Source organism: Echinicola arenosa, assembly GCF_014841125.1.
Classification (GTDB): domain Bacteria; phylum Bacteroidota; class Bacteroidia; order Cytophagales; family Cyclobacteriaceae; genus Echinicola; species Echinicola arenosa.
The window spans coordinates 40674-67664 of record NZ_JACYTQ010000003.1; the positions used below are offsets into that span (position 1 = coordinate 40674).

The 26991-nt window shown below is 39.6% G+C and carries 14 protein-coding genes; 9 read left to right on the forward strand and 5 right to left on the reverse strand.

The features are described 5' to 3' along the window. The first annotated feature begins 224 nt into the window (after positions 1 to 224). Positions 225 to 1055 (forward strand): glucosamine-6-phosphate deaminase, encoded by an 831-nt coding sequence (gene nagB / locus IFO69_RS09570; protein ID WP_192009887.1) that lies wholly within the window; start codon positions 225 to 227, stop codon positions 1053 to 1055. Positions 1056 to 1131: 76 nt separating this feature from the next. Here the strand turns inward: nagB and IFO69_RS09575 are convergent, their stop codons facing one another. Then, positions 1132 to 2817 carry a DUF885 family protein gene (locus IFO69_RS09575; protein ID WP_192009888.1) on the reverse strand — a complete coding sequence of 562 codons (1686 nt, stop codon included), beginning with the start codon at positions 2815 to 2817 and terminating at the stop codon, positions 1132 to 1134. A 318-nt stretch (positions 2818 to 3135) separates the two neighbouring features. On the opposite strand from IFO69_RS09575, the gene IFO69_RS09580 reads away from it, so the two are divergent. Continuing rightward, on the forward strand, positions 3136 to 3438 hold the full coding sequence (locus IFO69_RS09580) for a hypothetical protein (RefSeq protein WP_192009889.1): 303 nt from the start codon (positions 3136 to 3138) through the stop codon (positions 3436 to 3438). 55 nt (positions 3439 to 3493) lie between these two features. Here IFO69_RS09580 and IFO69_RS09585 read toward each other — a convergent pair whose 3' ends face one another. From IFO69_RS09585 to IFO69_RS09595, 3 genes are all read right to left on the reverse strand, one after another. Continuing rightward, entirely contained in the window at positions 3494 to 3868 is a 375-nt protein-coding gene (locus IFO69_RS09585) for a hypothetical protein (RefSeq protein ID WP_192009890.1), read from the reverse strand. Between the two features lie 356 nt (positions 3869 to 4224). Continuing rightward, positions 4225 to 5859: a beta-N-acetylhexosaminidase gene (locus IFO69_RS09590; protein ID WP_192009891.1), complete on the reverse strand. Its 1635-nt coding sequence runs from the start codon at positions 5857 to 5859 to the stop codon at positions 4225 to 4227. A gap of 202 nt (positions 5860 to 6061) precedes the next feature. After that, positions 6062 to 10156 carry a hybrid sensor histidine kinase/response regulator transcription factor gene (locus IFO69_RS09595; protein ID WP_192009892.1) on the reverse strand — a complete coding sequence of 1365 codons (4095 nt, stop codon included), beginning with the start codon at positions 10154 to 10156 and terminating at the stop codon, positions 6062 to 6064. Positions 10157 to 10362: 206 nt separating this feature from the next. Between IFO69_RS09595 and IFO69_RS09600 the strand changes: the two genes are divergently transcribed. From IFO69_RS09600 to IFO69_RS09620, 5 genes are all read left to right on the forward strand, one after another. Continuing rightward, complete coding sequence (locus IFO69_RS09600; protein WP_192009893.1) at positions 10363 to 13455, forward strand: SusC/RagA family TonB-linked outer membrane protein; 3093 nt, start codon at positions 10363 to 10365, stop codon at positions 13453 to 13455. Positions 13456 to 13466: 11 nt separating this feature from the next. Further along, on the forward strand, positions 13467 to 15167 hold the full coding sequence (locus IFO69_RS09605) for a RagB/SusD family nutrient uptake outer membrane protein (protein WP_192009894.1): 1701 nt from the start codon (positions 13467 to 13469) through the stop codon (positions 15165 to 15167). A gap of 75 nt (positions 15168 to 15242) precedes the next feature. Next, complete coding sequence (locus IFO69_RS09610; RefSeq protein WP_317173447.1) at positions 15243 to 16811, forward strand: glycoside hydrolase; 1569 nt, start codon at positions 15243 to 15245, stop codon at positions 16809 to 16811. An 82-nt stretch (positions 16812 to 16893) separates the two neighbouring features. Next, positions 16894 to 19236, forward strand: a complete 2343-nt coding sequence (locus tag IFO69_RS09615) for a glycoside hydrolase family 2 TIM barrel-domain containing protein (protein WP_192009895.1) — start codon at positions 16894 to 16896, stop codon at positions 19234 to 19236. Between the two features lie 347 nt (positions 19237 to 19583). Next, entirely contained in the window at positions 19584 to 21230 is a 1647-nt protein-coding gene (locus tag IFO69_RS09620; protein WP_192009896.1) for a glycoside hydrolase family protein, read from the forward strand. Positions 21231 to 21289: 59 nt separating this feature from the next. Here the strand turns inward: IFO69_RS09620 and IFO69_RS09625 are convergent, their stop codons facing one another. After that, a complete protein-coding gene (locus tag IFO69_RS09625) occupies positions 21290 to 21547 on the reverse strand; it encodes a hypothetical protein (protein ID WP_192009897.1) in 258 nt (85 codons plus the stop codon). 701 nt (positions 21548 to 22248) lie between these two features. Between IFO69_RS09625 and IFO69_RS09630 the strand changes: the two genes are divergently transcribed. Continuing rightward, positions 22249 to 24519: a glycoside hydrolase family 20 protein gene (locus tag IFO69_RS09630; protein ID WP_192009898.1), complete on the forward strand. Its 2271-nt coding sequence runs from the start codon at positions 22249 to 22251 to the stop codon at positions 24517 to 24519. Between the two features lie 78 nt (positions 24520 to 24597). Beyond that, positions 24598 to 26898, forward strand: coding sequence for a beta-N-acetylhexosaminidase (locus IFO69_RS09635; protein ID WP_192009899.1), 2301 nt, complete (start codon positions 24598 to 24600; stop codon positions 26896 to 26898). Positions 26899 to 26991 lie beyond the last annotated feature (93 nt).

Genomic DNA, 26991 nt, shown 5'->3' on the forward strand with positions numbered 1-26991 from the left:
AGCCCTTACAGCAAAATAATGCGTAAGGGCTTTTATTTTTTCAAAATAGGAGATCAGTATGACTTATTTTACATTTCATTTTTTCGAAAGAAATTGAAATGGTCATCTTGAATATTTTTGTATATTTAGATTCAAATAGGTAAAATATTTAATTAATGATTTATATTAATTAGGTAATTAAGTAAGAAAAAAAATAAGCTTTTTGGCATCTAAATACTAAATCAATGAGGCTTCTAATCCAGAATAACTATGATTTGCTCTCTAAATGGGTGGCGGATTATATTGCAGACAAAATCAAAAAACATCAGGAAAAGCATTCGAGGCCATTTGTCTTGGGCCTACCCACTGGCTCTTCACCAATAGGGACTTATCGGGAGTTAATAGCGCTTCATAAAAATGGACAATTGTCTTTTAATAATGTCATTACTTTCAATATGGATGAATATGTTGATTTAGAAGAAACCCATCCGGAAAGTTATCATTCATTTATGTACCATCATTTCTTTGATCATATTGATATCCCTCGGGAAAATATCAATATCCTAGATGGTAACTGTGAAGATTTGGCCCTGGAGTGCAGTCAATATGAAGAAAAGATTAAAGCTGTTGGAGGAATAGACTTGTTCTTGGGTGGAATTGGGACAGATGGGCACATTGCATTTAACGAACCAGGTTCCTCGCTTAGCTCTAGGACAAGAGTGAAAACCTTGAATACTGAAACCCGCCAAGTGAATTCCAGGTTTTTTGACAATGATATCAATAAAGTACCTAAGTTGGCCTTGACGGTTGGGGTTGGCACCGTGATGGATGCAAAAGAAGTGGTTGTGATTGTCAGTGGTCATCAAAAGGCCAGAGCATTGCATAAAGCAGTTGAGGGAGGTGTTTCCCATATGTGGACTTTAAGCGCTTTACAGCTACACAATAAGGCCATGATCGTATGTGATGAAGATGCGACCATTGATCTCAAAGTGGGAACTTACAAATACTTTAAGGATATTGAAAGAAACAATATTGAGCCAGAGAAAGGTAAGGAATTGGATAAATATTTACATTAAAGTAAATCCTGAAAAATTAAATAAAATGGGGAGGTGACCAGATTTCGGCTACCTCCCTTATTGTTTTCTCTAATTTTTAATCTTTTAAAAACTTCCAGCTGGTTTGATGATTTTTAGATAAAGTCTCATCAGTGATTCTTGCCCTGATCAGTTCAATGGGAATAGCATTTTGGGTCAGGATAAAATCATGGAACTGTTTCTCTGTCATTTTTCCAGTGTCTACCATTTCGGCTTTTAGGGCATAGAACTGAAAACCACCAATCATATAAGCTATTTGATAAAGTGGGCCATAATTTCCTTCAAATGATCTTCTTACTTCAGCTTCCGCATTGGCATACTCATGGCCGACTTTTTCAACCAAGAAGTCGATACATTCTTGCGGGGTCATGTTGCCCAAATGGTAATTGAGCGAGAAGATGATTCTTGCACAGCGGTGCATTCTCCAAAAAAGCATTCCAACCCTGTCTTCTGCATTGCGAGGGAAATTTTTGTCCCACAGGTTCAATTCCCAGTACAATGCCCATCCTTCCATCCAAAAAGGCGTATAGAACATTCTCCGGTAAGGTTTGTGCCTTTGCATCATAAAATTTTGTAGGTGGTGTCCGGGAATGAGTTCATGCTGTACTGTGGCACGGGAAAAATGGGGATTGTTTCCTCTCATGCTCATCATTTTGTCCTCTTGGTTCATTTCAGAAGTTGGGTACGAGATGATAATGGTTTCCCCACCCAGAAAGAATGGGCTTACTTTCTGGCGTTCGGCTGACATCATCTTGGTTCTCCAAGCTTCTTTGGCCAATTCCGGGATGGTGATCAGGTCATGTTTTTCTAAATAATCTGTCGCCTCATTGGCCAACTCCACCACATCACCTGGCCATTCGCCCTCTGGTACATAAGTATTCTTGACATACTCTAAGGCTGCTTTCCAATCATTTCCATAACCCAATTCGTTGGAAGCTTTGAGCATTTCCTTTTCGCACCAAGCAAACTGCTTATTGGCTTCATCAATCAATTCTTGGGCTGAATAAGGGATGAGTTCAAACTTCAATTGTTTTTTGATGGCTTCAGCACCAATTGGTTTTCCGATAATACCGCTACCATCGTCTTTGACAATGTCATTTTGGAAATGGCTCAATAAAGATGTACTATATTCATTAAGGGTTTTTTCCAGTTCTTTCCAAGGTTGCTGAACCCACCAGGTGAAATCTGGATCATAATCATAATAAAAATCATAGGCTTCCTTCAAAGTTTCCTTAAGCTCCTTAATGGTACTGGAAGCTAATTCAGCTTTTTGCCAGCTGTCAAAAGGAGTTTCATTGATGCTTTCCCATTTTAGCTGGATGGTTTTATTGGCTTCTGTAAATGATTTTGCGATGGCTTTGGCATCAGGTTTCTCAGCGGTTCTTCTGAAGATGTAAAAAGCTTCCAGTTCTTTTGCAAAACTTTTTACATCCATTACCTCCTTAAATTCTTTGAACTCTTGCTGGTGGAAGTAAAGGTTTTTTTCTAAATAGTTTTTGAAAGCTAGGTAGTCTATTTTTCCATCAGCACTCAGCTTTTGATAGTCCATGGCCTTTAGCTTTTCCAACCAGTTTTGGTATAAAAGTTCGATGCGATCAAAATATTCAGAAGAGAGATGGTTGCTGTACTTTCTATTTAAAGCGGACCGATCGGCTTGAAAACTTTCAATAGGCTCATACAGCTCACTGGCTTCCAGGAAAAAAGGCAAAAAAAGTATGATTAATGCAATTAGCGGTTTTTTCATTTTAAGATTAGACTTTTTAGAAGTAATTTTTTGTATGGGGTATATTTCAAAAGGTTACTAAACATATGATTATTTTTGTGTCCATACAAATACTCCCATTATGAGCGGTCAGTCAAGAAAAAGCTCGGGCGCAAATGATGCTAAAATTAGTTCTGATTGCTATAAAGGACTGTTGGACTGTTTATAGATCGAAAAAAGGATGGAGCAATTTTAAATGAATAGCCAGAAATCAATATTTCTAAAATTTAAACGAAAATTTTTGAATAAAATGAAAACAAAATTAGTGTATTAGCGCTTACTATAGGAAACGAAACTAATATGATCAAAGGAACTTTTTTATTTTATGTGTTTTTAAGTTTTCTAATTGGGACAATGGCATGGAATCTTTTTGATATCAATCAAGAGGAAGCATGGGAGAATGTTGTAAAATCTTATGATGTTTATGAAGGAATGGACAAGGCTAGCGCTTTAGCAATCATGGGAATTCCTGAAAGCAAATTGCCTAATGAAAACGCTGATACTACTTACCATTATGCGACTCCAATACAAGCTAAAAAGGGAATAGATATCTGTTTTGATTCTTTAGGTAGGGTGTTCAGAGTTGTTTATTATGAGAATTAGGACGAAGTACCAGTGTAAAAATACTGGGAAACCACTGTTTCCCAGTTTGAGTGTTTTACAGTAAAAAGCCTACTAGCTTGGCTTTTCGTTTGAAAGGTTTGAGCTTCTTTTTGACAGTTTTTTTGTACTTTTTAAAATCATCTTCACCCAAAATGTCTTTAAAGATTTTTGCATTATCCTCTTTAGCCATTTTGAATTTCATGGTCTTTTCTTCAGGAGTATCATTTCCTTTGGCAATATCAAAAAGATTGTCAACTGCACTTTTGTTACTTTCCTTGAGTTTGTCCTTTTTATCGGCACTGATGTCCAAATCATCAAAACTATTCATGGCGTTTAAAATTTCGCTTTTTTCTACTTCTTGAGCCAGTAATTCTGGAACCCCAATAAACATTGCTAATAAAAAAGGAATTAATATTGCAGCTTTTTTCATGGTAAATATAGTTTGTTGGTGAGTTATTATTGTAATTTAAATAATAATTTGAATTAATTAAACATGTTTAAGCTTAAAAATGCAACCTATATTAGCTAAATCGAATTTTATTGAAAAGGAACCTTTAATGAAAAGATGACTGATTATTCAGTTAGGGATCTATAAAATGAAATAATTGTCAAGTCAGAAATTGGTGAACAGACATACATAAAATTGATGAAGCATTAGAAAAAGTAAACAGTTTTTTCGTATTTATTTTAAGCTGATGTGACGAAAATCCCCCTAAAGCTGTATTAAAACAAGCAAGGTAATACTGACTTTACCTTGCTTTAAAGCATCAATCAACTTACTAGCTTTTACTCTTTACCCAGTACAGGTGCATAATTAATCCCCGAATTGTCCCAATGTTTTTGAATTCGCTGGAGTGACTTTTTAAAAGACGCAAAATCCTTTTTTTCTGGCATGGTCCAATCAACCTCTGCAAAAGCTGCAATTCTAGGAAAGGTTTGATACTCTACCACTTCGTTGGTCGGTGCCCATTCTGTCCACATTTGACAGCCAGAACCATATACATTTTGGTGATATTCTGGAGATAATCCCTCGGGAATAGGATCAAAATTATAAGCTTTCTGCAAAGAGATGCTTTTATAGCTGTAATCCAAATAGGTATTGCTATGTAGCGAGTTAACAATTCCATATCCTTTTTCTGCCGCCTCAGTGGCCAGCTCCAGATTACCTTTCCAGAAGTGAACCACTACATTTTTGGCCAAAGCTGTTTCAGCTTCTTTATCATCCTTTTTTTCTCCAAAATCTTGATGGATGTTGCTTCCCATGATTTCATTCCACCCCATCATGCGTCTCCCGTTCTCTTCGATAAACTGTGAAATCTTATTGGTAAAGTTAATCTGTAGATCTGCAGGAGTTTTAATCCCTTGCGTTTTCATATACTCCTGGACATGGGGGGATTCTTCCCATACTTTATAGCCTACTTCATCTCCACCTATATGGATTACTTCCGAAGGAAAAAGCTCAAATAGTTCGCTGAGGACATCTTTGGTAAACCCAATGACTTCTGGCTTGGTGACATCATAATTATCATAGTGCCTGCCAAATTTGACAGGAACATCAATGTCCTTTCCAGCCGTACCAAGCCAAGTGTAGGCAGCTATGGCCGCACTGGAATGCCCTGGCATTTCGAATTCAGGTACAATGGTAATATTCCTAGCTGCAGCATAGGCTACGATATCTTTGATCTGATCTTGGGTGTAAAATCCTCCATGGGCTTCTCCAGAAGTTTTCCCACTTTTCCAAGTGCCTATTTCCGAATCATTTCTTTGTGAACCTATTTGTGTGAGTAGCGGATACTTTTTGATTTCAATTCGCCAGCCTGCATCATCAGTCAAGTGCCAGTGAAAGACATTCATTTTCAAAAGCGCCATTTGATCTAAAATGGTTTTGACAAATTCTTCTCCTTGAAAATACCTGGCCTCATCAAGCATATACGCTCGCCAGGAAAATCGCGGCTGGTCATCAATGATTACACCGGGTACTAGCCATTGCGTTTTAGAAGAAGACGCTGTTGAGTCTTGGGTAATTAACTGTCTTAGAGTCTGGGTGCCATAAAACCAGCCTGCTTTTCCGGATGCCTTGATCACAATTTGCTCAGGACTAACCTCCAACTGATAGGCTTCATTGGGAAGATTTTCATTGGTTTCAAAACGAATTAGGGCATTTCCTGTTTCAGCAATCTCCAATGCTAGCCCTGTTTCTTTCTGAATGTTTGAAGAGAAAAGTGTGGCAATTTCTTTTTGGGTACTATCTTTTACAATTATTTTTACTCCATCTTCAAGCACCATTGAAGCATGATTTACAATGACTTTGTTGGGTTTGGGAATAATGGTTAATTCCTGCTCAGTAAAAGTTCGGCCACTTTTCGTACTACAAGCAAAAGTCGAAAGTATTAAAATAAAAAAGAGTAGTTTATCTTTCATGGATGAATGATGTTTGTAATGTTTTGTAATATATGTAATATAAAATAGAAATAAAACGAAATTGATATGTTACTTTTTGTTGCTATTTTATGTGGTGTCAGAATGTTTAGCCTGGACTTAAGTTGGCAAAGGTGGTTGTGTCAGTGGGTTGTTTATCAGGAGAAAAGAGTGGATGGGACTCCTCAATTACTTTGGGATCTAACTAAGGCTTAACCGTTTCTTCGTTACTTGGTATTTCAGATGGTAAATAGCCAAATTCTTCCTTAAAAAGTTTTCTAAAGTACTTGGGACTGCTAAAGCCCACTTCATAAGCCGCCTGGGCTACGCCAAGATTTTCAGTTTTGATTAAGTAGGCCGCCCGTTTTATTTTGACACTTCGGACATATTGGTTGATGTTTTTTCCGGTTAGGGCTTTCAGTTTACGGAAGAGAGAGGTACGGCTCATGCCCATCAGTTGCGAGAGGGTGTCCACATCAGTTTGTTGTTCTGTCAACTGATCTAAGATATGGCTTTCCAAGCTTTTGAGAAATGCCTTTTCTTTGGATATGGCAAGTTTTTGAACTTCGTTGAGCTCTTCCAGATTTTCTTGTTTACCTAGGTAGTAATCCCTTAAACGAGCTTTTGCATCCAATAGATTCATGATTCTTGACCTGAGAATCTGACCGTTGAAAGGTTTGGTGAGGTATTCATCGGCCCCTTTCCCAAAACCACTGGTGATGCTTTCCACACTGTCTTTGGCAGAAAGCAGGATTACAGGAATATGGGTTGTTGCTTTTTGCCTTTTGAGGATTCCACAAAGGTCGATTCCATTTTTGACAGGCATCATTATATCAGAAATTATAATGTCAGGAATATATTGAAGCGCTTTTTCCAAGCCCTTCTGTCCATCTGCGGCATGAATAAGATCGTATTCTTGTTCCAGCAAATGATCAAGGTAAGACAAAATTTGAGGGTTGTCATCGATCAACAAGACCACCTGCTTTTCCTCTTTCAAATCTAAATTGGATTTAGGAGTAGTCATTTCCTGTTTGTCCAGTTGGGGAGACCAAATAGTAGAGTTGATCAAGGCAGAGTCTTCTTCTTTTTCGACATTGGCCTCCAATTTTTGCAAAGGAAGCATCACAGAGAAAATGCAGCCCATATTTGCCTGACTGACCAAAGATATTCTTCCTTGATGATCTTCAACCAATCTTTTCGTGAGGGCCAGCCCAATACCTGTCCCTTGTTGGGTATTGGTTGAGCCACTTTTATAGTACCAGTTGAATATTCGTTGTTGGTTTTCGAGAGGAATACCGGGCCCATTATCCAGAACAGTTATTTCATAATGTTCTGGGTGTGTTTGAATACTAATATTGACTTTGTCGTTTGGCCTACAGTACTTCAAGGCATTGGAAAGAAGGTTATTGACAATGATATGAAGCTTTTCCAAGTCAATAGCAGCTACAAAGTCTTCATCAGGAAATTGGGTTTTTAGTTCGATCTTTCTATGCTGAGCTAGCGGCTGGTATTCCTCTACCCATTGTTTGAGAGGGCTTAGGATATAATGGTTTTTCAGTTGAAGTCTATTGAGATCCAACTCTGATTTTCTGAATTCCAATAGCTTGTTGATCATTTCCAGAAGATACTGTGCATTTTTTTGGACCAATAACAATTCTTTTCGGTACGGGGCATTTTTAACCTCTAACAGCAAGTCTTCTATTGGAGCCATAATTAGGGTAAGTGGGGTTTTCAGCTCATGGGAAAAGCCTGTAAAGAAGCGTGCCCTTTCCTCATTGAGTTCATGTTCCAGTGACCGTTGTTTCTTCTCAAATAGCAGTGAGTTTTTTAATTTCAAACGGTCAGCATAGTATTTCATTCCACCTACAACAAGCCCCGTTGCTACGACCAGGTAAATCAGGTAGGCAGGCCAAGTTTTCCAAAATGGTGGAGCAATGACAATGGCCATCTGGTTCTCTGCATAATGGTTAGCATTGCTACTGGCTTGAACTTTTAGGGTATAGTTACCCGGAGGAATATTGCTGAGATTAGCTGTCCCAATTTGACTGGTTTCGATCCATTGATTATGATAAGGCTCCAGTTTATAGGCATAATTGATGTCATTGCCAGAAGGATATTTTAAAGCTACAAAATCCAATGAAACCAAAGATTGGTCATAATTTAAATTCAATTGCTTTAAAAAGGGGATGTTCTCAGTGATCAAAATTCCCGATTCTTGATTGTCAATGACCACATCTTTATTCATTAATCGAAGGTCTGTAAAGATCAGCGGGTAATCACTAGTCTGCTGGTGTAAGGCATCAGGAGACAACACATTGATGCCTTTGTTGCCACCTAAATAGATTTTACCGTTTTTATCAGTGAGTGCTGCTCCAATGTTAAATTCACTTTGTTGAATATTATTATAGGCATTCAGGTTTCCTATCTCATTGGTAGTGGGGTCATAAAAACTAATCCCACGAAAAGTGCCTAGCCAGATTTTACCGTCTTTACCTTTAGTAATACTGTTAATGGTATTGTTGCTGAGCCCATTTTCTTGGGAAAATACTGCCACAGTTTTATTTTTTGGATCAAGCCTGATCAATCCCTCATATCTACTTCCTGCGAGTATTTCTCCGTTCTCCAATCTTTCAATGCTAAAAATTATATCTCCAGGAAAGCCAAAAACGGTAGATTCATTATACTGTTCCTGTTCTCCCGTAAGGTAATTATAGCGGATGATACCATTGCCGAAAGTGGCAAGCCAAAGGTTCCCCAGATCATCATCTACAATATCACGAATGTCTATTTTTCCAAGTTGTTTGACATAATCAAAATCATCAATAGGAGGGTGGTAACGATAGAGGCCTCCCCGGTTAGTACCCACCCAAATTTGACCTCTTTGGTCTTCGAAAATTACCCTTACATCGTTCCCTTTTTCCTGGCTTCCCTGTAAGTAATGTCTGAAATTACCTTGGGGTTCAATCATACGGTTTAGCCCACCTTGATAGGTGCCAGCCCACACCCTGCCTTGACTGTCTTCGAGTATGGAAATGATATAATTATTGGAGAGGCTTTTAGGGACATCCATTCGATGTTCATAGTGTGTGATTTGACCAGAGGAGGGGAAATATTGGTCCAATCCTCCTCCATCAGTACCTACCCAAATGCTTCCATTTCGACCAGAAGCCAAAGACCCAATACGGTCATGGGAAATGGTTTCTTTGATGGATAGATTTCGTTGAATCAACTGTATGGGATCCCCATTCGGGTTGACCACATTCACCCCCGTGCTGGTACCCACCCACATATTGCCATCCCGAGCCAGCTTCAAGCAAGCAACGGTACGGTTAAAAACGCTGGTACCATCATTTCTTGGCAGAAACCATTGGATGGAAAGTTGATGATTGTTCAAAAGCCGCTTTGGGTTAATGATATTCAGACCACCATTTCGTGTACCTACCCAAAGCTGTCCAAGCTGGTCTTTTTCAAAGCAAAGAATATTGTCATCTGAAAGCCCTTTCTGTGGTGTAGCAGCAGCCGAAACGTTCAAAGTGTCACCTTTGCTGCTGATGATTTGGATTCCTTTATTGCCACCTACCCATAGGTTACCGTCTTCATCAGTGTATAGACTATTTATATTGGAGGCTATGGTATTTGATTTTACCGGTCGAAGACTTTTATTTTTGTAATTGAGTTTATTTAAACCTTTGTCAAAAGTGCCCACCCAAAGAATGGAGTCGCCTTGAAAAGCCAGAGAAGTCACTTGGTTTGAGGATAATGACAGCGAATCATTTGGATGATGGGAGTAGGAGAATAGTACTTTGTTTTGATTGATAATCTGCAATCCTCCCCAATAGATTCCCAATGCAGTATTCCCGTCTGGAGTGCTTGCAGTGCAGTTGACATTGTTTTCTATAAGTCCAAATTCCTTTCCTTTAAGTTCAAACAAATCTGTTTTGGGATGGTAAATATTGAGCCCGCCACCGGTAGACAAGAGTAATTGGTTATCCTTGGTCAGTTGGATGTTTTGGATATAGTTATTTGCCGGTCCACTATTAGGCAATCGGTTATTTTTTCTGTAGTTGGTGAATTTTTGTCCATCATATCTGTTCAGGCCTTCCAAAGTGGCGATCCATATGAAACCCAAGGAATCTTGCTCAATACTGTTGATATAATTATGTGACAATCCAGCTTCCACATCCAGCAAATAAAAAGTAAGTTGGTTTGAGCTAGGCAAAAGTGTTTCTGCTCGATCTTCTTGAGCGAAAACTATGGAAACAAAGTTAAAAATAATTAGGGCTATTAGGGGTAGTCTCATTGATCACAATCACGGTAATTGTTTTCAAAAATGCCAATAAAATCCAAAATAAACATCTTTTGGACGTTTTGTACCCCATGATTTGCTGATTAGTACCCCTGATGAAACAGCAATTCTTTCGAAAATTGTCTTAAGCTTTTTCATAATAGTATGGTGCTGTTATGAAATCTTTTAAAATAAATTAAAAACAATAAACCTAAAAAAACATGCCAACACAATTACAAGCCAGGGCATGGCTTTTTTGCATGTCATTAGTATTTCTGATGCTGTGCACAGTGCCCGATGTTTTTGGTCAACAACAAATCAATGGCCAAGTATTGGATGAAAATGGTAAGGGACTTCCGGGCGCTTCAGTGCTCGTAATAGGAACTTCCAATGGAACCGTTACAGATCTTGACGGTAATTTTAAACTCACTGTTTCATCTGAAAATCCCGTTTTAAAAGTATCATTTATTGGATACGAATCTCAGGAAATCACTGTAAATGGGCGAAGTACCATTGAAGTAAATCTTCAGCCTGATATGCAGGCTTTGAATGAAGTGGTTGTAGTAGGTTATGGTGAGCAGAAGAAAGCCACACTCACAGGGTCTATATCCCAAGTGGAAGGCAGGGATTTGCAAAACAGTCCCCAACCCAATGTTTCCAATTCACTGGCAGGCAGATTTTCTGGTATCATCGCCAATAACAGAGGTGGAGAACCAGGTTATGATGGTTCCAGTTTTAGCATTCGTGGTTTAGCCACTACAGGAAACAACGATGTATTGGTGGTGATAGATGGAGTGCCAGGACAAATTGGTGGTCTAGAGCGCTTGAACCCAAATGATATAGAAAGCGTATCTGTCCTGAAAGACGCCTCAGCAGCGATTTACGGCTCAAGAGCGGCAAATGGAGTGATTTTGGTGACCACTAAAAGAGGTGAATTTGGTAAACCTGTTATTTCATACAGTTTCAACCAAGGTTTTTCTTCACCCACTAGGTTACCAGAAATGGCTGATGCTGCAACTTATGGACAAATCAGGAATGAAATTGCCTATTACAACAATCCTGACGGAGGGATGAACCAGGTATATTCCGAATCAGATTTGGCTCTCTTCGGAAATGGATCCGACCCCTTGAATTACCCGAATACAGATTGGGCTGCAGCGTCGCTGAATAACGTGGCATTGCAAAATCAGCATAATTTGAGTGTGAGAGGTGGTTCTGAGTCAATGAGTTATTTTATGTCTTTGGGCAAAACAGGCCAAGATGGCCTTTACAAGGATGGAGCAACCCGATACGACCAGTATAGCTTCCGGGCCAATATTGATGCTGATATCACAGAACGTTTGAAAGTGGGGCTTTCCTTGGCAGGGCGAAAAGAAGATCGTCAGTACCCAACCCAAAGTGCAGGGACTATTTTTAGATCGATTTACAGGGCTTACCCAACTGTAGCAGCTGTTTATCCAAATGGCTTACCTTCTACAGGGATTGAAAACAACAACCCCGTTATAATGGCAACGGATGCTGGCGGACTGACTCATAATCCAAAATATGTTTTTAATGGGATATTAAGAGGTAGTTATCAGCTGCCATTTTTGGAAGGCTTATCCGTAGATGGTTTCTTCTCTATTGATGAAAGCTCCAATAGAAACAGGACTTTCAGTACACCTTACACATTGTATAATTATGATTCTGGAAGTGATTCCTATAACCCGGTAGTAGTAGGAGGTGGTCCTGACCAGCAAGCCACACTCTCTGAAGAGCACTATACCCAGTCCATGATGGTATCCAATATCAAGCTGAACTTTAAGCAATATTTTGGAGATCATTTTGTGGATGCTTTTGTAGGTTATGAGCAAAGTGAGAATAGGACCCATACCATGGGAGCCTCAAGGCTTCACTTCCCAACTACCGAGACACCTGAATTGTCCCAAGGTGGAGCAGCTGCTTCAGATTATGACAACTGGGGAAGTAGTTATAACTACACCAGAAAAAGTTACATAGGTCGGGTAGCCTATAACTTTCAGGAAAAGTATTTGGCAGAAGTGCAGATGCGTGTAGATGGATCCTCTAATTTTCCTACTGGTGAAAGGTATGGATTCTTCCCATCTGTATCTGCAGGTTACCGTATCTCCGAAGAAGATTGGTTCCGTGAAAACGTTGGTTTCTTCGATGACTTAAAGTTTAGGGCCTCTTATGGTAAATTAGGAAACGATAATGTAGGCCAGTTCCAGTATTATGATAATTATTCCTTTAACAACCGCTATGTAATCGGTGATGAAGTAGTGACGGGAATTGATTTGACCAGACTGGGTAATCCGAATATTACTTGGGAAGTGGCCACAAAGACAGATATTGGTTTCAATGCGGTTTGGTTGCAGAAGTTTACAACTGAATTCATTTATTTCCAGCAGGACAGGACCAAGATTTTGACCACTAGAAATGCTTCCATTCCAGGAACATCGGGAATCGTGAACCCTTATGATGGAGAGACATTGGTGCCGGCAGAGAATATTGGTGAGGTGAAAAGCCATGGGGTGGAGGCAACCTTAGGTTACCAGCATAAAGGAGATTTTAGCTATGGTGTGTCAGGTAATTTTACCTATGCCAAAAATGAATTGGTGTTTGTGGATGAAGCCCCAGGCGTTTTGGATTATCAGCGTCAAACTGGTCGTCCCCTGAATACTTATTTACTTTATAATGCCATTGGTATTTTCAGAACGCAAGAGGATTTGGACAATTACCCTCACGTGCCAGGTGCTCAGCTCGGTGATCTAATTTATGAGGATTATGATGGCAATGGGGAGATTACTGCGGATGATATGATCAGAACTCAATATGGTAATATTCCTCAGATCACATTTGGCCTTACTTTAAATGCAGCCTATAAAAACTTTGATTTCTCCGCTGTGATTTCTGGACAAAGCCAAGTGAGCCAATATGTTTTGCCGGAATCAGGAACTGTGGGTAACTTCTATAGCAGCTGGGCAGATAATAGATGGAGCCCTAACAATCCAAATGGAAGCTACCCAAGAGTAAGTGAAAGAGCTTCTTCAGCTGTTAGCGGAGGGCTTTACCGCAATAACTTTTGGTTGAACGATGCGACTTTTGCAAGACTTAAGAACATACAGATTGGGTATAATGTACCTCAGAGCTTCTTGGACAAGTATTCTATTGGAAGCTTAAGAATTTATGCCAATGCTTTCAACTTACTGACAGTTACAGGTGTGAAAGATTATGATCCCGAGGGATCCAGCGAAAGTGGTCAGTTTTATCCACAGCAGAAGATCATCAACCTTGGTCTAAATATTCAATTTTAAAATCGGTCGACATGAAAAGTAACTATATCATCAAACCATTTATGGTCATAGCACTGATCGGTTCATTGCTGGTCGGTTGTAAAGAAGATTTCTTGGATATTGTCCCAACAGACAGGGTATCCGATGCATCTATATTATCAGATTCTACATTATTTGAAGCCTATGTAATCAACCGTTATTTAGGAGCAAGGCTAACCAACAAAGAAGGTGATGCTTACCAACCAGGCTTTGGTCGTGGCTTTGAGTATGCCTTCTGGAGTTCATTGACTGATGAGTCCATTTACAACAACGACGACAACACCTGGTTTATCCAGCAAGGTCAACTTTCTCCCGAAAACACAGGGATTGCAGGTACTTTTTGGGGTCGTTCTTACAGAAGTATCAGAGAGTGTAATTATGCACTTACCAACATTGGTGAGCTGGATATGAGTCAAAGCGGTAAAGATCGTTTGATTGCTGAACTGAAATTTATCCGGGCTTTCCGTTATCATGATTTGATCCGTAACTATGGTGATGTGGTGATGATGGGAGATAGAGTGCCAGAACTGGGAGAGGATTTTACTGATCCATCATTCTATGAAAAAACGGACAAGCAGGCAGTGATTGAATATGTAGCAAATGAGTTGGATGCGGCCGCCGCAGGTCTACCATTGGCTAATGATGGAACTTGGAAAGAAGGGAGGGCAACAAGAGGAGCAGCACTGGCCTTAAAAGCAAGGTTATTGCTGTATGCTGCCAGCCCATTGTATACAAATGGTTCAAATGATATTCAGAAATGGCAAACTGCTGCCAATGCTGCTAAAGCTGTGATGGATTTGCAACAATATAACCTTTATCAGGGTGGATATAGTCAGTTGTTCTTGACTTCCAACAGCAATGAAGAAATCATTTTTGCCCGCTATTATAATATCAATGCCCGTCACACAGCACTTGAAATTGCCAATGGTCCAAATGGCTATGATGGATGGGGAGGTAATGTACCTTTGCAAAATTTAGTGGATGATTATGAAATGATGGATGGGACATCTTTTAGCTGGGATAATGAGGAGCAGGCCAGTGCCCCATATGAGAATAGAGACCCTCGATTCTATGAGACTATTTTATACAATGGTGCTCCTTACCGAGACCGTGAAGTGGAAACTTTCCTTCCGGGAGGCAGAGACAGCCAAGATGGTCCATCTAATTGGAATACCACCAAAAGTGGCTACTATTTGAGGAAGTTTATCAATGAGGAATTGCCTATAAGAAACCCTTGGGAAGTGGCAGGAACGCAAAACTGGATTTATTTCCGTTATGCTGAAGTATTGTTGAACTATGCAGAAGCGCAAAATGAGGCCGTAGGGCCAGATGCGACCGTCTACGATGCTATCAATACCGTCAGAAGCCGTACAGGTGTAGAAATGCCGGCATTACCAACAGGCTTGAGCCAAGACGAAATGAGGGAGAGAATTCGTCATGAAAGAAGAATTGAGTTGGCTTTCGAAGAACATCGTTTTTATGATGTGAGAAGGTGGTTGATTGCTGATGAGACAGAAAACGAACCAGCTTATGGCATCACGGTAACAAAAGCAGGAGATGGTTCTTTGACTTATGAAAGAAAGATTGCCTTGGAAGGAAAAAGCTTCTTGGATAGACATTATTGGTTGCCTATCCCACGAGCTGAGATCCTCGCATCCGATAACCAGTTGGATCAAAACCCAGGCTATAATTAATTTGAAACAATAAAAAGGGAATCCAAAAGGGTTTCCCTTTTTATAATATTATCTTAATGAAGAAAAGATTGTAACGTGGGAAAATTGAAGAGAAGTTTTTATGCTTGGACAGGGTTACTTTGTTTAGTAGCGTTTTCTTGCAATTCAGAAAGAAAGGAAAAACAGCCTGACGAAGTGCATGAACAGGTCACCCAGGTCAACGCACTAACCAGTACAAGCTATCAGACCATAGAACACTTTGGGGCTTCAGATGCTTGGTCTTGTCAGTTTGTAGGTTTATGGCCCGAGCAGAAGAAAAGGGCAATTGCTGAGTTGCTGTTCAGCCAACAGAATGATTCAAATGGAAAGCCTGATGGAATTGGTTTGTCCCTATGGCGCTTTAATATTGGTGCAGGAAGTGCTGAGCAGGGAGAACAAAGTGGAATCAATGATGAATGGAGAAGGGCGGAATCTTTCTTGAACAGCGATGGAACGTATGATTGGGATAAGCAAGCAGGTCAAGTTTGGTTTGCGCAGACAGCACAAGAGTTTGGAGTGGAGAAACTATTGGTGTTTCCTAATAGCCCTCCAGTATCCATGACCAGAACAGGAAAAGCCTATGCTGAAAATGGCCAGTCCAATTTGTCCTTTGAGAAATACGATGCATTTGGAGTCTATTTAGCCCAAGTCATCAAAGGCCTACAAAGTAAAGGACTAGAGGTGGATTATATCAGTCCTGTCAATGAACCTCAATGGGATTGGTCTGATGGAGGTCAAGAAGGCACTCCTTATTGGAACAATGAAATTTCAGGAATAGTGAAGGCTTTGGATAAAGCACTGACGGCTGAGGGTATGGATACCAAAATTGATATTGCTGAAGCAGGCAAAATTAATTACCTGTACGAGCAAGCGGATAAAGAGGGTAGAGGCAATCAAATTACGGATTTCTTTAATGAGTCATCTAATAATTACATTGGTGATTTAACCCACGTGGGAAATGCCATTTCTGCCCATAGTTATTTTACCACTTCTCCTCATGAGGCAGCTGTGAAGCGAAGAGCTCAAGTCAAATCTGCTATGAATTCTCTGGAGGGGAGAAATTTTTGGATGAGTGAATACTGCATTTTAGGTGACAATGCTGGAGAGATCAATGGTTCAGGTAGGGATTTGGGAATTGACCCAGCACTCTATATGGCCAGGGTAATTCATAATGACCTCACCGTAGCTCAGGCCACAGCATGGCACTGGTGGCTGGGAGTCTCTCCTTATGACTATAAAGATGGTCTGGTGTATATTGATTATCAGAAAGCAGATGGCAACTATTACGAAAGTAAAATGCTATGGGCTCTTGGTAATTATAGCCGATTTATAAGGCCTGGATATAAGCGCGTAGGAGTGACCATAGATGGCAAAGAAGGTCAATCCCCAGAACTTTTGGTATCTGCTTATCAGCATCCCGAAGGAGAAGATGTGGTTTATGTAATGATCAATTCAGCCAATAAGGAAGTAGAAGTAAATTTATCATTGGATGGATCTGAAATTTCTAATACCACCTTATACCTTACCAGCAAAGACAAGGATTTGACCCCAGTAGATCAAGTCGATAATAGCTCAGCGCTTATTATCCCCGCTAGGTCAATCCTCACAGTGATTACAAAACCATAAAATTCCAATATAAACCGTGATAACCTATACTAAAATTTTAACCTTTTTATGTGGGCTGATGCTTTTGTGCATAAGCCATCAGATGTTTGGACAGGAACAGGGCAAAACGCTATTTAATGAGCACTGGCAATTTATCAAAGCTGATGAAATTACTTCTTTGGAAGACTTAAGATCAACAGAAAACCTTGATTGGAGAGCCATAACCTTACCGCATGATTGGTCAGTGGAAGGTCCATTTAGTCCTGAATGGGCAAGTGGTACAGGTTTTTTGCCTGGTGGGGTAGGTTGGTACAAAAAGCAGTTCGATCTTATAGATTGGGATAACTCTAAGGAATATCAACTGTATTTTGATGGGGTTTATAAGAACAGTGAAGTATGGATCAATGGACATTATTTGGGAAAGCGTCCCAATGGGTTTATTGCATTTTATTATGAAATAGGAAAATACCTCAATGCAGAAAAAAATGAGGTGATTGTAAAGGTGGATCATCGTCAATATGCAGATTCAAGGTATTATACTGGTTCAGGGATTTATAGAAATGTATACTTGATCACCAAAGAACCAGTACATTTCAAAACTTGGGGAGTTTTCTTTAGTACTCCTGAGATAAATAATGATCAAGCACTGGCGAAAGTAGAGGTTGAAATCATAAATACTTTCGATAGAACCTCAAATGTAAGCATCAAAGCCCGTTTATTAGATGGTTCAAGTGAAGTGGCAAATAGTGAATTAGTCTCTTTTGTACCTTCAAAAGGTAAAAATCATGAGACCCTGTATATGTCAGTGGAGCAACCCAACTTATGGTCACCAGACTCTCCTCAGTTGTACCAACTTGAAGTAAGTTTGTGGACCGATGGCGAACAAGTGGATAGTTATATTGATCAGGTAGGTTTTAGAAGCATTCGTTTTGATGCCAATGAAGGGTTTTTTCTCAACGGGGAAAACATGTTGATCAAGGGAGTTTGCATTCACCATGATGCAGGATCCTTTGGAGCTGCTGTTCCCAAAGAGGTATGGGCCAAGCGCTTGGAAACGTTAAAGGATTTGGGGTGTAATGCCATTAGGATGAGCCATTATCCGCATCAGGACTATTTGTATGACTTATGTGATGAAATGGGCTTCTTGGTTCAGGATGAAGCTTTTGATGAATGGGAGAGAGGAAAGAATAAATGGATTGAAGGTTGGAATGTGGGAACGCCTGGCAATGATGGGTCCTACGATGCTTTTGCGGAGTGGGGACACCAAGACGTTAAAGATATGGTCCTTCGCTCAAGAAACCATCCTTCCATATTTATGTGGAGTATTGGCAATGAGATAGATTACCCGAATGATCCTTACAGCCACCCAGTATTGGATGAGGGAAGAAATCCCCAAATATATGGAAGAGGTTATCAGAAAGATAATCCAGCTGCATCTCAACTGGGGCCATTGGCAGAAGGTTTAGTGGCCGCTGTTAAAACGGTAGATACATCCCGTCCTGTAACTGCAGCATTAGCAGGGGTAACCATGTCCAATCACACCAGTTATCCTGAGGCCTTGGATATTGTAGGGTATAATTATCAAGAATATCGGTACCAAGAAGACCATAAAGCCTACCCTGATAGGGTAATTTATGGTAGTGAAAATGGAGACGCTTTGGAAGCTTGGCAGGCGGTTACTGAAAACAAACATATTGCTTCACAGTTTTTGTGGACAGCCTTTGACTTTTTAGGAGAGGCTCGGCCCTGGCCAGTTAGAAGTAGCGGAGCAGGCATCATTGATATGGCAGGCTATCCCAAGCCAGACTTCTATTTTAGAAAGAGTCTTTGGAACGATACTCCAATGGTTTATATCGGTATCACCAATAGTGAAGAGAATGTCAATCATAGAAGAAGAATCCAAGATACTTGGATTGGTGAGAAAGGGCAAGAGAAGTGGGTGGCCGTTTACGCCAATGTGGAAGAAGTAGAACTGATGCTAAATGATCGGTCATTGGGTAAAAAGAAAATCAATTATTCTTCTGAATCCATGCCCGGTTGGTCTGTTCCTTTTGAGGAAGGAACTCTGAAAGCAATAGCTTATAATGATGATAAGCAAGTAGCTTCTTATGCACTAAGCAGTCCTGGGAAGATCGATCATATTGAAGCTACCATTTGTGAGGGATTAAAAGCTGATGAAAAAGATGTTGTTCACTTGGATATAGAGCTTAAAGATAAAGCTGGTAACAGAATTATTTCTGATGACAGGGAGATTCAAATAGACCTTGATGGACAGTTGAAATTACTTGGTTTAGAGAGTGGTGATTTGAGTAGTCACGAGGATTATCAAAGCAAGCACAGAAAAACTTACCACGGAAGATTAAGAGCATATGTGAGGATAGATGGCGAAGGAGGAATTAAAATCAGCACAAAAGGGCTTAAACCAATTAAGGTAAAAATGAAATAATTGTAAAAAGGGTTTGCTTAAAGAAGCTGCCAAGTTGAAAGCAGTTTTTATTGGATGAAGTTCAATATTCGGGTTAAAAAAGTGAAGTGAATCTGGAATCTATTTATGTGAAAATTATTTTGTGATTACTTATTGTTTTGACTGTTAAGTAATTAATGGATTATAAGGGAAAGGTAAGTTTTATATATAACTTGCCTTTCGTTTCTTTATAGGGTAGCTATTGTTGAAAATGCTACTTTATTTGTTTTATGTCCGTCTCTTACTTCCTAATCTACGATTAAGGTTTTCAAAATATCGGGATTAGGAATCTAAATTGGACAAAAATTAATCTTAAAAAGTTAAATTTTATGAGGTTGGGTAGTTTTGATAAAGTGTTGGTATTCAGTTTTTTGATTTTCGTTTGGTCATGTGAGGGTATGGCTCAAGTGGTTCACCGAGAACGACCAGAAAAATGGAACGAACTGGTTTTGGGCGGAAGATTTTTGGATCGTTTTGATAAGATATCTCCTATTGGAGAATTAGTAGATAGCGTTTGGGGAGCCGCGAATGTAATTCCTCGTTATATGGAAAACGGTATTGAAGATAAGGAGTGGTCTTATTGGGGAGGAAACATTGTTTATGGAAAAGATCAAAAGTATCATTTGTTTATATGCCGGTGGCCAGAGTCCTCTAGCAAAGGTCATATGGAATGGCCCAATTCAACAGTGGTACACGCGGTTTGTGACAATTCAGAAGGTCCTTTTGAAGTTGTAGAAGAGATAGGAAAAGGGCACAACCCAGAAATATTTCAATTGCAGGATGGAAGGTTTATCATTTATGTAATTGACGGCTATTATATTTCAGAAAATTTAGGTGGTCCATGGGAATATGGTCAGTTTGAGTTTGATCCCCGTGACCGGCCTATTATAGAGGGACTATCCAATTTGTCTTTTGCAAGACGTGAGGATGGCTCTTATTTGATGGTTTGTAGGGGAGGAGGAATTTGGTTGAGTAAGGACGGACTTTCCTCTTATCAACAATTGACAAATGAAAGGGTTTACCCTCCTGTAGATGGTCGCTTCGAGGACCCTGTAATTTGGAAAGACCATATTCAATACCATATGATTGTCAATGACTGGCTTGGGAGAATAGCTTTTTATTTGAGGTCTAAGGATGGGGTTCATTGGAAGACTGATCCGGGAGAAGCTTATCAGCCTGGAATAACTGTCTATAAAGATGGTGTAGAAGAAGATTGGTTTAAATATGAGCGATTAAAGATTTTTCAAGATGGATTAGGGAGGGCTGTACAAGCCAATTTTGCTGTCATTGATACTTTAAAACATGAGGATAAACCTGGTGACAATCACAGCTCCAAGAATATTGGAATTCCTCTGACTGTAGGAAGGCAAATTGAGTTGTTGAACAAGAAGATTACAGAAAATACCCGTGAGATTTTAGTGATAGTAAAGGCTGAGCCAGGTTTTGATCCTAAAACTGATATGGACTTCAGTTCCTTGAGGTTTGGAGCGTCTGAGGTAATAAATTTTGGTGGTGGTAGTGTTTTGCTAGATACCAAAGAAAGAGGAGAAGATTTGATTTTGATTTTTGAGGCGGAGGGACATGCTTTTAATGAGGATAATTTTGCTGGGAAGCTATTGGGAAAAGATGCTCAAGGCAAGTTACTTTTTGGATATTCTAGATTGCCCTGGGTTAATTATTTAGAACCAATGTTATCAACAACCAGGCCTCGTCAAATTGATCAGGAAAATAAATGGGAGATAGAAGTCATGAACTTTGGTCAAGTAAGTTCCGAGAAAACCAGTCTAAAATTAGAGGTAAAGATAAAAGATGAGTGGCAGCTTTTTGGAGATGCACAGGTAAGGACACTTAATCCTTTTGAAAAGGAAACCGTGATTATAATGGGCAACAATGGAAAGTCCATAAAATTGGGAGACACCTGTAGGGTGGTTATTAACAACAATACCAAAAGTCAAGAGTTATTTGTAATGGAATAGGTTAGTTTGGGTGTTTTGGAGTATTGCCTGTTTTTTGGTAGGCTAATTTGATAAGTAGATTATTGTTCCATGCCAATATCGTTTAGGTCGCAGAAAGATTTTATTCCTCTGTATTTTATCAGTATCTCTTCTAACTCTCCCTGGAATTGAATTTTTATAAAGTTTGTAGCATCAACTTTGGGAACGGCAGTGATTGGATTTTCCAAAATACTTGCATCAAAAGCTTCGCAAAGCTGTTTGATTTTATTCAATCGGGATTTAACTCCTTTACTCTTGAAATTACTTTTAATAGTCAGTTTTAGTTCCATTTCTTCCATAACTGGTAAATGATTAAAAATTTACGATTTAACTACTTTTTATAGTTTTTTAATGTATTAAAAATGTATTTCGTATCAAATATAATTGAAACAGTGATCCTTTCCAAATTGATGATTAAAAGCCTTATTACCATTTATAAATTTTAAAAAGGGTTGTTATTTGAAGTGTTTTTTTTATTCTATTTATCACTTTTGATCTATTTCTACGTCTAGTGGAATGGAGCCTGATTGCTAAAGTCAAAGAAATTATTAAACTAATGTTGGCATTTGTCTTATTGTATTTCAAAAAAGTGAAGAATTGATAATAACCTTTATGGATCCGAAAAACCATCTAATTCCTTTAAGAAATTTAACTCCTGATTATAATTTAATCTGATTATCCGCTATGATGCCAGTAACCAAACATCCTTTGCTCAAGTGGTCTGAAGACCGAAGCAGTTGATACCATAATCAAAAGGGTAGTTTCTACTCGCTTTTAATCTTTACTGGTAAAATTGTGGATATACATATAATTTAAATATTTAGGAAATATCATATAAAATAAAGCGGAAAGAGCTTTCATAAATACAAGGTCAGAAAAATATTTGAGTGAGCAGAATAACTTTTATAAACTTGGTAGTTTTTAGTGCATTAAACCTATAACGAGGATTGAGAAGCAATTTTTCTGTATAAATTTGTGGTTTCACATAACCTATTTGATTTTGAAGTATTTTCAAAAAGCCCTTATTGCCATCTGCATCCTTTCTGCCTGCAGCAAGCCAGAACCCATTGATTTTTCTATTGTCCCTTATCCTAGTGAATTGAAAGTGGAGCAGGGGCAGTTTGAGCTGAGTCCAAATACACAACTTTTGTTACAGGATGAAGCAGCTTTTACTGAAGAAGTTGCATTTTTTCAATCCTTGATGAAGCAAATTTTGGGCTCGGAACTTTCTACCCAAAAAGGGGAGAATAGTATTGAAATCCGGAAATCAGCGGAGCATTCAAACCCTGAGTCTTATAGTTTAGAAATAAGCTCGGACAAAATCATTCTGGAAGCGGGCCATGCTCAAGGGATTTTCTATGGAATGACCACATTGCGGCAGCTACTTCCGGCAACAGTGGAAAGTGGCAATTTATCAGACCAACTTTTGCTCCCGGCTTTGAGTATTCAAGACAGTCCAAAATACAAATGGCGGGCGATGCATCTAGATGTATCCAGACATTTCTTTTCAATGGATTATCTCCATCGCTATGTAGATTTGCTTTCACTGTATAAACTGAATAAGCTTCATCTCCATCTCACCGATGACCAAGGGTGGAGAATGGAAATCAAGCAGTACCCGGAGCTTACCGGGCAGGGCGCTTGGCGAGAATTCAACAAACATGACTCGATTTGCATTGATCGCTCCAAAGAAGATGCTCGTTTTGCTTTGGATCCTAAACATATCAAAATGCATGGAGAAACACCGGTTTATGGAGGATATTACACACAGGATGAGCTAAGGGAATTTGTCGCTTATGCACAGTCAAAGCATGTGGAAATAGTGCCGGAGATCGATATGCCAGGTCATATGATGGCTGCGATTAAGGTTTACCCTGAGCTGACTTGTGGTACTCCAGGTTGGGGCAGGGTGTTTTCCACGCCATTATGCCCAGTGAAAGAGGAAGTTTACACCTTTGTGGAAAATGTGCTGACTGAAGTGATGGATGTTTTTCCTTCCCCGTACATTCATATTGGTGCCGATGAAGTGGACAAGGGCCGATGGGAGGAGTCTGCCGCTTGCCAGCAGTTTATGAAAGCCATTGGGATGAAGGATTTAGAGGAATTGCAGGGATATTTTGTCAATAGGGTCAGTGATTTCTTGATCAAAAACGGTAAAAAAGTGGTGGTTTGGGATGAGGCCATTTCTGGCGATATTGACAGCAGTCTAACAGTGATGTACTGGAGAGCTTGGGTGGCTTCAGTACCGGATAGAGTAGTGAAAAAAGGAAACGATGTGATATTGGCGCCTGGGGATCCTTTTTATTTCTCCAATCCAAAATCAAAGCTTTTTGATATTTATAACAAGCAATTGCTAAGTTCTAAATTTCCCACTGAGCTCAGTAATAAAATTAAAGGGATGCAGGCCTGTCTTTGGACAGAAACTATTCCTTCCGAGGAATTGGCAGATGCTTTGATTTTTCCAGATGCCCTGGCTTTGGCAGAAAGAGCTTGGTCCTCAGAGGAGAATCAAGACTGGGATTCTTTCAAATCCCGTTTGCAAATCCAGCTCAAAAGGTTAGAAAATATGGGTGTGAAAATGGACTATGCGCCTTCCTCTGAGCTTTTACCATTTCTAAATGTGGACAAGGAATTACAGCAAATAGGGATCAGGTTTGAAAGTGAGATGAGTGAGCCGATGATCTATTATACCACTGATGGAACTACACCAACTGTCAACTCGAAGTTATACGAGGGAGAGTTTTTTGTGAAAGGGAGTGCAAACATCGCCGCAGCGGTCTTTAAAGATGGAGAATTGGTTGAACCGGTTTTAAGAAAGCAGGTGGATTATCATAAAGCCATAGGTAAAACAGTGGAATACCTAAAGCCATGGAACACGGCATACCCAGCTGGAGATGCAGGAAGTTTGACCGATGGATATAGAGGCACCAACTCCAATAGTGATGGGTACTGGCAGGGATTCACCAATGACTTGGAGGTGATCGTGGATATGGGTGAGGTGACAGACTTGAACAGTTTCTCGGCGACTTTTATGCAGAATATTGGACCGGGAATCTTTATGCCGGGAGTGGTAGAGGTAGCCGTTTCATCGGACGGAGATAGTTTTACTAAAGTTTTGGAAATTGAAAACGAGGTACCTATTGACCAAAAGGACTTGATTTTGAAGGATTTCAAAGGTTCTTTAAAAGGTGAAGAAGCAAGGTATGTTAAGGTAATTGCCAAAAATACCAATCATGCCTTCATCTTTGTGGATGAGTTGGTAATTAATTGATTATTATATTATTAAGAGAGAGGTTTTAGCTTAAATGTTTATCCTGGTGACTTAAAATGATCTTGTCAGTTTTAACTTATGAATTTCCTAAAAATAGCCAACGTGATAATTTATTATGATCAAAAAGTAAATCTAATCGCTTTATTGTGTTTGATAGGAGGGCTATTTCATTTGTCCAATGAAACCCTTGCTCAAACCATTGACTTTATTCCACAGCCTGTGGAAATCAAAAAAGGGGAGGGCTCATTTGAGCTTAATCAAGTAACGACAGTTTTTTTTGATTTAAAAAAGCTATCCGGTCATGCAGAGCTTTTGGTAGAGGGTTTACAGTTAGATGCTGAAATCAAGCATACAGCATCCCTTTCTTCAAGCGCAGATAATAATTATATCAAATTGGCTTTGAACCCCACCTTATCAAAAGAGCATAAGGGCAAATACTTGATACGTATAACTAATGATATGATTGCCATTGAGGGAGGAGATGAGGAAGCAATTGTCAATGCTATATATAGATTGGTTCAGTTAAGTTTGATACAGGAAAATAGGTATAAACTTCCATCTTTGTCCCTGATCGATTATCCAAGATTCGATTACAGAGGGTTCCATCTGGATGTCAGTAGAAACTATTTCCCCATATCATTTTTAGAGAAGTTGATCGACATGATGGCCATTTACCAACTCAATACTTTTCACTGGCACCTGACGGATGGTCCGGGATGGAGACTTGAGATCAAATCATATCCCAAGCTGACCCAAATAGCCGCTTTCCGTAGCCATCGCACTTGGAAAGAATGGTGGAATTCGGAAAGAAAGTTTTTAAGCGAAGGTGACCCGCAAGCTTATGGTGGTTACTATACCCAGGAGGAAGCGAAGCATTTGGTCGATTACGCCTTGAAGAGAGGAATAACAATTATACCTGAAATTGAAATGCCAGGACACTCCGGTGAGGTATTGGCCGTTTATCCGGAATTGGCCTGTTCGGGAAAACCATACACCCAAAGTGAATTTTGCATGGGCAATGAGCAGACTTTTGAGTTTTTTGAAAAGGTATTGGGGGAAGTAGCAGCGATCTTTCCCTCTGAGTACATTCATATCGGAGGAGATGAAGCCAACAAGCGTGCATGGCGTACCTGCTCAAAGTGTCAACAAAGAATTAAAGCCCTTGGCTTAAAGGATGAAGACGAATTGCAAAGTTACGGTGTAAAACGAGTCGGGGAGATCCTGGAAAAACTTGACCGTAAATTTATTGGATGGGATGAAATCTTGGAAGGAGGCTTGGCTCCGGGAGCGGCAGTGATGTCTTGGAGAGGTGAATCAGGAGGCATCAAGGCTGCTCAATCAGGGCATGAGGTCATCATGACCCCAGGTGAATTTTGTTATTTTGATAAATACCAAACTAATCCAGCTACTCAACCAGAAGCTATTGGGGGCTATATTCCCATAGAAAAAGTATATGGTTATGATCCCATTCCAACAGTATTGAAGGATGAAGAAAAGGGTTATGTCATGGGTGTGCAGGCCAATCTGTGGACAGAGTATATTCCCACCACGGAGCATGCAGAATATATGATTTTCCCAAGGCTATTGGCATTGTCCGAGGTGGCTTGGACTACAAATGAGAATAAGGATTGGGATGGTTTCTTTGAGCGGCTTCAGTCTCACTATAGACTTTTGCAAAGGAGAGGAATCAATTACTATCATCCTATCCCCAATTTGAACATAGAGGCCAAGCCTTATTCCTTAAAAAAAGCTTCATTGGTGAAGATAAATTCAGAAAGATTTGGAGCAACCATTAAATATACGCTGGACGGCTCACCACCAAATAGGGAAAGTCCAACATACTCGGCTCCATTTTATCAAATTGGAACACCTTTAGTTAAAGCGGCTATGCTTTATCCTTCTGGAGAGATGGGACCTGTCACAGAAATGGAGTTGGCTTATCATTTAGGAGTGGGAGCAAAAGTTACCTATCATCAGCCTTTCAGTCGAAAATATCCAGCTCAAGGTATTAGCAGCTTGGTGAATGGGCAAAAAGGTTCATTTACCTACGGAGATGGTGAATGGCAAGGCTTCGAGGGAAAAGATCTAGATGTAACCGTTGCGTTATCTGAGATTAAAAAGGTTAGCCAAATCAAGGCCAGGTTTATGCAGTTAACTGGTCCAGGAGTTTACCTGCCCAAGCGGATATTTTGCTCTTGGTCCAAAGATGGTGAGGATTTTAGTGATCCTGTAGAAATTATCAACGAGATTCCGGAATCAGATAGCAGCCTTATTATCCATCCATTTGTTCTGCCAGTGAATGCTGAGGCCAAATACTTCCGGATTACGGCCAAAGTCAATAAAGGATTCCTTTTTGCTGACGAATTGTTGTTTTATTGATTTTTTAATTTGGTTGAGCAAAGTGATGAGGGTATGAATCTGGAAAAAAGGACTTTGATTTTACATGAAATTAGGTCTTTTGGACAAATTTTA

What these genes read in the sequence shown, in the direction of transcription:
- nagB (WP_192009887.1), top strand. Translation starts at nt 225, where the DNA reads ATGAGGCTTCTAATCCAGAATAACTATGATTTGCTCTCTAAATGGGTG.
- IFO69_RS09575 (WP_192009888.1), bottom strand. Translation starts at nt 2,817, where the DNA reads ATGAAAAAACCGCTAATTGCATTAATCATACTTTTTTTGCCTTTTTTC.
- IFO69_RS09580 (WP_192009889.1), top strand. Translation starts at nt 3,136, where the DNA reads ATGATCAAAGGAACTTTTTTATTTTATGTGTTTTTAAGTTTTCTAATT.
- IFO69_RS09585 (WP_192009890.1), bottom strand. Translation starts at nt 3,868, where the DNA reads ATGAAAAAAGCTGCAATATTAATTCCTTTTTTATTAGCAATGTTTATT.
- IFO69_RS09590 (WP_192009891.1), bottom strand. Translation starts at nt 5,859, where the DNA reads ATGAAAGATAAACTACTCTTTTTTATTTTAATACTTTCGACTTTTGCT.
- IFO69_RS09595 (WP_192009892.1), bottom strand. Translation starts at nt 10,156, where the DNA reads ATGAGACTACCCCTAATAGCCCTAATTATTTTTAACTTTGTTTCCATA.
- IFO69_RS09600 (WP_192009893.1), top strand. Translation starts at nt 10,363, where the DNA reads ATGCCAACACAATTACAAGCCAGGGCATGGCTTTTTTGCATGTCATTA.
- IFO69_RS09605 (WP_192009894.1), top strand. Translation starts at nt 13,467, where the DNA reads ATGAAAAGTAACTATATCATCAAACCATTTATGGTCATAGCACTGATC.
- IFO69_RS09615 (WP_192009895.1), top strand. Translation starts at nt 16,894, where the DNA reads ATGTTTGGACAGGAACAGGGCAAAACGCTATTTAATGAGCACTGGCAA.
- IFO69_RS09620 (WP_192009896.1), top strand. Translation starts at nt 19,584, where the DNA reads ATGAGGTTGGGTAGTTTTGATAAAGTGTTGGTATTCAGTTTTTTGATT.
- IFO69_RS09625 (WP_192009897.1), bottom strand. Translation starts at nt 21,547, where the DNA reads ATGGAAGAAATGGAACTAAAACTGACTATTAAAAGTAATTTCAAGAGT.
- IFO69_RS09635 (WP_192009899.1), top strand. Translation starts at nt 24,598, where the DNA reads ATGAATTTCCTAAAAATAGCCAACGTGATAATTTATTATGATCAAAAA.